The following is a 7,636-nucleotide window of genomic DNA, read 5'->3' as shown; positions in this document are numbered from 1 at the left end:
CTGCCGCCGGTGGCGCGCCAGGTCGAGGCCGCCCGCCGCCTCGAGGCCGCCGGGTACCGGGCGGCCTGGACGAACGAGGGCGTCGGGGGCAAGGACACGCTGGTCCAGGTCTCGACCCTGCTCGCCGCGACCGGTCAGCTGGTCCTCGGCACCGGCATCGCGAACATGTGGGCCCGGGCCCCGCAGACCGCGCACGCCGCGGCCGCATCGCTCGCCGAGGCCTATCCCGGCCGGATCGTGCTGGGCGTAGGCGCCGGGCATCCGCCGCAGGCCGCTGCCGTCGCACGCGACTACGGCCGGCCCCTCACGGTGCTGCGCGAGTACATCGAGCGGATGGACGCACCGACCGTCCCGCCCGCGCCGAACGCCACCTACGCCCGCATCCTCGGTGCGCAGGGCCCACGGATGCTCGCCCTCGCTGCCGAGATCACCGATGGTGCTCTGCCGGCGATGCGCCCGCCCGGCTTCACCGCCCGGGCCCGCGCAGCCCTCGGACCCGACAGGCTGCTGGTCGTCGCGATCGCAACGCTCACCGACCCGGACACCGCGCGGGCCCGGGCCGCCGCCGACGAGCTGTACGCGGGGCTGACCGGCGACCCGACCTACGCCACGATGCTCACCGACGTCGGTCTCGATCCGGCCGACCCGACGACCCGCGACCAGGTCATCGCACACGGTGGCGCCGAGGCGATCGCGGCCGCGGTCGAGGCGCATCGGCAGGCGGGCGCCGACCACGTCGTGCTGCTGGGCCGCCCGAGCGGCGATCTCGACGACGAGCTGCGGCGCCTGGAACGCCTGGCCCCGGACCTGGTCGCGGCGGGCTGACCATCCGGCGGGGGCTCAGATCCCCAGGTCCTCGGCCTGCGAGCGCCAGCCGTCGGCGAAGCCGTGCGGCTCGCGGCCGACGAGGGTGCGCAGGACCAGGGCGTTCCGCCGCACCGGCCGGTGTAGCCAGCGCCGCTGAGCACGACGATCACGCGCCGGCCCCCCGGATCCGGTCGATCAGGGCGAGCGGGTCATCCCGTGCGTCGTCGCCGGACCAGGCGACGTACTGGTCCGGGCGGACGAGCACGAGGCGTGCGCCGTACCGCTCGGCCAGGTCGTGGCCAGGGAGCTCGACGACCTGTAGCGGCACCCCTCGCCCGTCGGCGGCGTGCAGCAACGAGCGGACGGCATCCTCGGTCCGTACCCCGTCCCCGACCGGGTGGTCGACGAGCACGAGCAGCGTCATCCAGGGCCCGAGGACGTCGTAGAGCGACCGGCCGTCGGCCAGCCACGCATGGGCGAGACGTGCCCCGGCGCGCACCTCCGAGACCTCGCCGCCGTCGGAGGAGATGACCGGGGACCCGTCGTGCACGAGGTCGAGGACGAGGTCCAGGGCGTGGAACTCGGCGTGCTTGGTCTGCTGGATGCGGACGTGGGCCGCCTCCCGAGCCACCTCCCCTGCGGCGGTCCCGGCGTCGAGGTCGGGCGAGAGCAGCTCGCTGGACAGCGTCTTCATGTTCTCGGCGGCGGCCGTGATGACCCGGTCCTGCACGGGGCGCCGCTCGGCGTCGTAGCTGTCGAGCAGTCGGGGCCCGCCCCAGCCCTGGAGGACCGCGGCGAGCTTCCACCCGAGGTCGACGGCGTCCCCGATGCCGGTGTTCAGGCCGTGCCCGCCGAAGGGCGGGTTGAGGTGGGCGGCGTCGCCGGCGAGGACCACGCGACCGCAGCGGGCGCGGTCGACCAGCTGCATCCGTGCCGTCCACGGGTCGGTCGACAGGACGGTCGCGTCGACGGGCGTTCCGGCGGCCGCGGCGATGAGCCGGTGCTGCCCGCGGTCGCCGGTCTCCCGGTCGACACCGAACGCGATGATCCACCAGGTGCCGGTGCGGTCGAGCGGACCGAGCAGGGCGGGGGCGTCCGGGTTGACCGTCCAGTACTGCACAGCGGCGCCGTGCCGGACGTGGTCCCAGAGCCGCGGGGCCTCGAAGACCATCCCGTAGTTGGGGCGCAGCGCGTGCTCGCCGACGTACTCGGAGCCGATCTGGGCGCGGACCGTGCTGCGCGGACCGTCGCAGCCGACGACGTAGTCGGCAGTGATCGTCGCCGGCGTCCCGTCGGCGTCGACGATCTCGACGACGACGTGGTCCGGTTCCTGGGTGAGACCCACCACGCGATGGCCGACGGCGAGGGTGCAGGCGTCGAGCTCGTCGACGACGTCGCGGAGCAGCTCCTCGAGCACGTATTGCGGGGCCTGTTGGCCCCGTTCGGGGAACCGGTCCCCCTCGTACTCGAGGCCGAGCACCCCGGTGAACCGCGACAGCTCGTGTCCGGCCAGGGTCGTGCAGAAGACGACGTCGGTGGAGAACTCCGGTGACAGGGGCGCCCGCGCCCGGAGGCGGTCGGCGATCCCCCAGCGCCGCAGGTGCTCCATGGTGCGCACGTTGATCGTCTTGCACCGGGGACGTGCCCGCGACACGACGGCGCGGGGCTCGACGACGAGGCACTCGACGCCGCGCCGGCCGAGCTCGACGGCGGTGGCCAGCCCGACCGGCCCACCCCCGGCGACGAGCACCTCGGTCCGGCGGGGAACGGAACCTGGGACGGTCACGGCAGCGCGAGGCCTGCGACGGAGTCACGGCGGTCGGAGTCGGCCAGGACCAGGCGGCCGTCGACGTCGGCGATACACATGTGAGGCCCTTCTTCGAACCTCGCCGACGCTAGAAGTGAAGTTATAAGATGTCAACTTGGAGGTGGCCATCGTCAACTGCACCCGCCCCGGTCAGAGCTGTGAGGCACCGCCGTCGACGACGAGTTCTGCCCCGGTGGTGTACGTGGCGTCGAACCCGAGGAAGGCGACGGCCGCCGCGACCTCGTCGGGGCGACCGAAGCGCTGCATCGGGTTGACTCCCTGCATCTGCTCCCGCGTCGCCGCCGCGGCGGCCGCCGGCAGTGTCCGTTCCAGGATGCCGCTGTCGATCGGACCGGGGCTCACCGCGTTGACCCGGATGCCGCGGGCAAGCAGCTCGCGAGCGAGGGAGCGCACCATCGAGCGCACCGCGGCCTTGGTCGCGGCGTACACACTGGAGCCCGGCAGGCCCTTGGCGTTCGCCACCGAGGTGGTGACGACCACCGCGCCGCCGTCGCGCACCAGCGGCGCGAGCTTCTGCACCCCGAAGTAGACGCCGCGCGCGTTCACGGCGAAGAGGCGGTCGTAGTCCTCCTCGGTCACCTCGGCGAAGCCGCTGAACCCGGTGATCCCGGCGTTGAGGTACAGCAGGTCGAGCGCACCGACGGTCTCGCCCACCTCGGCGGCCAGACCGTCGAGGGCGTGGGGGTCGGCGGCATCGGCGGCGATCACCGCGCCCTGCGGTCCCAGCTCCTTCCGCGCGCGGTCCAGCGACTCCGGGCTGCGACCGGTGACGAGCACCCGCGCCCCTTCGTCGCGCAGCAGCCGTGCGGTGGCCAGCCCGATCCCGCTCGTCCCGCCGGTGATCAGCACCGCTCGGTCGTCGAAGCGTCCCATGACCGCCACGCTGCGCGGCGGCGTCGCGCCGGTCCAAGACCGATCCCGCCGCGCTCATGCCGGCTCGGCATCACCGCTGCCCACAGGCCTAGGCTGGGACACGTGGACGACCTGGACCTGCGGCTCGTGCGCGCCTTCACCGTGGTGGCCGAGCACCTGCACTTCGGACGGGCGGCCGAGCGGCTCCACATCGCACAACCCGCGTTGAGCCGCCAGATCCGCCGTCTCGAGGGCCACGTGGGTGCGCGGCTGCTCGCGCGGGACACCCGCGGCACGCACCTCACCGCGGCCGGGAGGGCCTTCCTGCCCGGGGCCCTCGAGGCACTGGGAACGGCCCGCGCCGCGGTCGACGCCGCCCGAGGGGTCGAGCGGCCCCTCCGGATCGTGATCGGGCACGCCGGGACGCTGCTCGTCACCCCGGCCGTGCGGGCGCTGCGTGAGGCCGTCCCGGACGCGGACGTGCACACCCTCCACCTCGACTGGCACGGGCCCCGGGCCGCCCTGCTCGAGCACCGGGTCGACGTCGCCGTGGCCGGTCTGCCGTTCCCCACCGACGGACTCGACGTGCACGCCCTCTACGAGGAGCCCCGGGTGTTGCTCGTGCCGCGCGGCCACCGCCTGGCGGAGCGGACCGAGGTGCGGCTCGACGACTTCGCCGACGAACCGCTCGCGCGGCTGGTCGACACCGATCCGGACTACGCCGCGTTCTGGCGGGTCGAGCCGCGTCCCGGCGGCGGGCCGGCTCCCGCGGGACCGGTCGCGGAGACCCCGGAGGACCGGCTCGAGGCCGTCGCGGGCGGTCAGGCCGTGGCGCTCGCCGCGGCCGCGGCGGTCGGCGGCGCGCTGCGCCCGGACCTCGTGGCGATCCCCGTCCGGGACGTCGACCCGGTCCCGGTCGTGCTCGCCCACCGCTCGGGGGACCACCGTCGGCTCGTCGTCGAGTTCGAACGCTGCGCGGAGTCCCAGCTGGCCGCCTCCCCGCACTCCTGAGGGTCCTGCACGTGGCCCCGGTCCTCGTCCCCCCCGCGTCGAGCGAGCACACGCGACGGTCGACACGGTCGGCGGTAGGTTCGGTCGGTGCCTCATGACCTGGTCCTCAAAGCGATGAACGGTGTCCACCGGTTGCTCGTCAGCGCGACGGGAGGCCGGGTCGGCTGGGAGTTCGGCGGCATGCCCGCGCTGGAGCTGACGACCGTCGGGCGCAAGTCGGGGCAGAAGCGCTCGGTGATGCTCACGGCGCCCCTGGTCGAGGGTGAGACCTACGTGGTCGTCGCCTCGCGTGGCGGCGACGACGTCCATCCGGCCTGGTACCACAACCTCCGCGCGAACCCGGAGGTCGAGGTGTCGCTGAAGGGTGGGCCCCGCGAGACGTGGCGGGCCGCCGTCGCGTCTCCGGAGGAGCGCGCGCGCATGTGGCCCCTCATCGCGGACGAGTACGCCAACTACCGCGGCTACCAGGAGCGCACGAAGCGCGAGATCCCACTCGTGCTGCTGACGCGCGGCTGAGGTTCGCGCCGCGTCACCGGGGACGTCCCTCGCACCGCGTCGCCCCCGCGGGGGCGCGTCTGCCAGGCCGGACCCGGGGCCCGGCTCGAGGTGTACACCTCGTGCCGGGCCCACCACGGTCCGTGGCCTGGATCCTCGACTGGAAGCGTCGCCAGGCGTGCTGGTCGGCCGGCTCCGTCACCCTCGATCGCGGAAGCACGGCAGCGGCTCGCTGCTGCCGCACGCGTGTGAGGAGAATCGTGTGGCCGGCCAGAACTCGACCCGCCCCGACGGCGCCCGCGAAATCCCGGGACCGCCGCCGAAGCCCGTCGTCGGGAACCTCCTCGACCTCCCGAGCGGGCGCACCATCCAGACGATCGTCGACCTGGCGGCGCGCTACGGCCCGATGATGCACCTGCGGATGCTGGGGCAGGACCTCTACGTCGCCTCCGGGCTGGACATGTTCGACGACCTGTGCGACGAGACGCGGTTCGCCAAATTCGTCGCGAGGCCGCAGAAGGTGATCGGGACGGCGTTGCCGACGCGGGGACTGTTCACCTCGGAGTCCGACGATCCGCTGTGGAAGAGCGCGCACGAGATCCTGCTGCCGGCGTTCTCCCAGCGGGCCATCCAGGGCTACCACCCGATGATGGTCGACATCGCCGACCAGCTGCTCCTCAAGTGGGAGCGGTTGAACCCGGGCGAGCCGGTCGACGTCACCGCCGACATGACCCGGCTGACCCTGGACACGATCGCGCTCTGCGGCTTCGGGTACCGGTTCAACTCGTTCTACCGCGACTCCCAGCACCCGTTCGTGCAGGCCATGATGACGATGCTCGGCGAGTCCCAGGCCCGGCTGCGGATCCCCCCACCGATCGACCGGCTCCGTGTCGGGGCGCACCGCCGTTTCGCATCGGCGATCGACCTCATGACGACCACCGTCCAGGCGATCGTCGACGAACGTCGCGCCTCCGGCGAGGCCGGCGAGGATCTGCTGGGCCGGATGCTCGACGGCGTGGACAAGGCGGGGCTGGCGCTGCCCGACCGCGACATCGTGTCGCAGTGCATCACGTTCCTGGTCGCGGGCCACGAGACCACCAGCGGGCTGCTCTCGTTCGCGATCTCCTACCTGCTCAAGGCGCCCGAGGTGGTGGCGCGGGCGCAGGCCGAGGTCGACGAGGTCCTCGGCACCGACCTCGGCGTCGCCCCCACCGCCGCGCAGATCGGGAAGCTGACCTACGTCCCGCAGATCCTGTCCGAGACGTTGCGGCTGTGGCCGACCGCCCCCGCGTTCTTCCGGCGTCCGCTGCAGGACACGACCGTGGGCGGCTACGAGTTCCGGGCGGGCACACCGATCATGGCGCTCTCGACGGCCCTGCACCGTCGGCCCGAGATCTGGGGCCCCGGCGCCGCGGGGTTCGACCCCGACCACTTCGACCCGGCGCGCCAGGACTCCCGCCCGCCCAACGCCTACAAGCCGTTCGGAACCGGGGCGCGGGCGTGCATCGGGCGCCAGTTCGCGCTGCAGGAGGCGATCCTGGTCCTGGCGATGGTGCTGCAGCGCTTCGAGCTGGTCGACCACGCCGACTACCAGCTCAAGATCAAGGAGAGCATCACCATCAAGCCCGAGGGGTTGACGGTCACGCTCCGCCCCCGGAGCGGACGCACCACCGGGCAGACGGCGCCCCCTGCCGTCACGGCACCCGCTCCCCCGGCGGCACGCCCGGTGCCGGCCGTGACGGCCGACCGGCACGGCACCCCGCTGCTGGTGCTGTTCGGGTCCAACCTGGGGGCCGCGGAGGACATCGCGACCCGTATCGCCCGCGACGGCACCGACCGGGGTTGGGCCACGACGGTGGCGCCACTGGACGACCGTGTGGGTGCGGCGCGCACGGGTGAGGCGTCGCCGTCGTCGGCGGATCTGCCCACCGAGGGCGCGGTCGTCGTGGTGTCGGCGTCCTACAACGGGATGCCGCCGGACAACGCGGTGGCGTTCTGCGACTGGGTGAGCCAGGACGAGGCGTCCGCCCCCGGGGTGCGCTACGCGGTGTTCGGGTGCGGCAACCGGGACTGGGCCTCGACCTACCAGGCGATCCCGACGATGCTCGATGCGCGGCTCGAGGCGGCCGGGGCGATCCGGGTCCACCCGCGCGGCGAGGGCGATGCCCGCGGCGACTTCGACGGCCAGTTCCAGGCCTGGTACGACGGCCTGTGGGACGCCCTCGGAACCGCCTGCGGGGTGTCGGCCGCCGACGCCGCCGCCGGTGCCGCCGGGCCCCGGCTGAGCATCGAGGCCGTCGAGAACCGGCGCTCGGCGAGCCCGGTGGTGCGCTCGTTCCGCGCGGTCCCGGCGACCGTGGTGGTCAACCGGGAGCTCACCGCGAAGGCGGGCACGCCCGGAGGGCGCTCGGTGCGCCACGTCGAGGTCGCGTTGCCCGCGGGGACGACCTACCGGGCCGGCGATCACCTCGGGGTGCTGCCGCGCAACGACGTGGGCCTGCTGAACCGGGTGATCGCGCGGTTCCGGCTCGACGCCGGCCAGTACGTGACGCTGCGCGCCACCGGGGGTGCCCCCACCCACCTGCCCACCGGCGAGCCCTACCCGCTGCTGGGGATCCTCGCGGGCTGCGTCGAGCTGCAGGA

At 73.8% G+C, this 7,636-nt stretch carries 6 protein-coding genes; 4 read left to right on the top strand and 2 right to left on the bottom strand.

What is annotated here, in order from left to right; genetic code table 11:
- Positions 1-825 (top strand): LLM class flavin-dependent oxidoreductase (locus AC0CYZ_RS19525; RefSeq protein ID WP_472218332.1); only part of this gene is annotated, 825 nt, incomplete at its 5' end.
- Positions 826-973: 148 nt separating this feature from the next.
- Here AC0CYZ_RS19525 and AC0CYZ_RS19520 read toward each other — a convergent pair.
- Both AC0CYZ_RS19520 and AC0CYZ_RS19515 read right to left on the bottom strand, forming a co-directional pair.
- Positions 974-2,593 (bottom strand): FAD-dependent monooxygenase, encoded by a 1,620-nt coding sequence (locus tag AC0CYZ_RS19520; RefSeq protein ID WP_472218330.1) that lies wholly within the window; start codon positions 2,591-2,593, stop codon positions 974-976.
- A 171-nt stretch (positions 2,594-2,764) separates the two neighbouring features.
- On the bottom strand, positions 2,765-3,508 hold the full coding sequence (locus AC0CYZ_RS19515) for an SDR family oxidoreductase (RefSeq protein ID WP_472218328.1): 744 nt from the start codon (positions 3,506-3,508) through the stop codon (positions 2,765-2,767).
- A gap of 102 nt (positions 3,509-3,610) precedes the next feature.
- On the opposite strand from AC0CYZ_RS19515, the gene AC0CYZ_RS19510 reads away from it, so the two are divergent.
- The 3 genes from AC0CYZ_RS19510 to AC0CYZ_RS19500 all read left to right on the top strand — a co-directional run.
- Complete coding sequence (locus tag AC0CYZ_RS19510; RefSeq protein WP_472218327.1) at positions 3,611-4,498, top strand: LysR family transcriptional regulator; 888 nt, start codon at positions 3,611-3,613, stop codon at positions 4,496-4,498.
- Between the two features lie 87 nt (positions 4,499-4,585).
- Positions 4,586-5,014 (top strand): nitroreductase/quinone reductase family protein, encoded by a 429-nt coding sequence (locus AC0CYZ_RS19505; protein ID WP_472218325.1) that lies wholly within the window; start codon positions 4,586-4,588, stop codon positions 5,012-5,014.
- A 241-nt stretch (positions 5,015-5,255) separates the two neighbouring features.
- Positions 5,256-7,636 (top strand): cytochrome P450 (locus tag AC0CYZ_RS19500; protein ID WP_472218323.1); only part of this gene is annotated, 2,381 nt, incomplete at its 3' end.

Source organism: Actinomycetospora sp., assembly GCF_055612215.1.
Note: the sequence above shows the minus strand (reverse complement) of the source record. Positions and strands in the feature narration are given on the sequence as shown.

Excerpts from the sequence above, each read along its gene's own strand:
- AC0CYZ_RS19515 (WP_472218328.1), bottom strand. The coding sequence starts at position 3,508 with ATGGGACGCTTCGACGACCGAGCGGTGCTGATCACCGGCGGGACGAGC.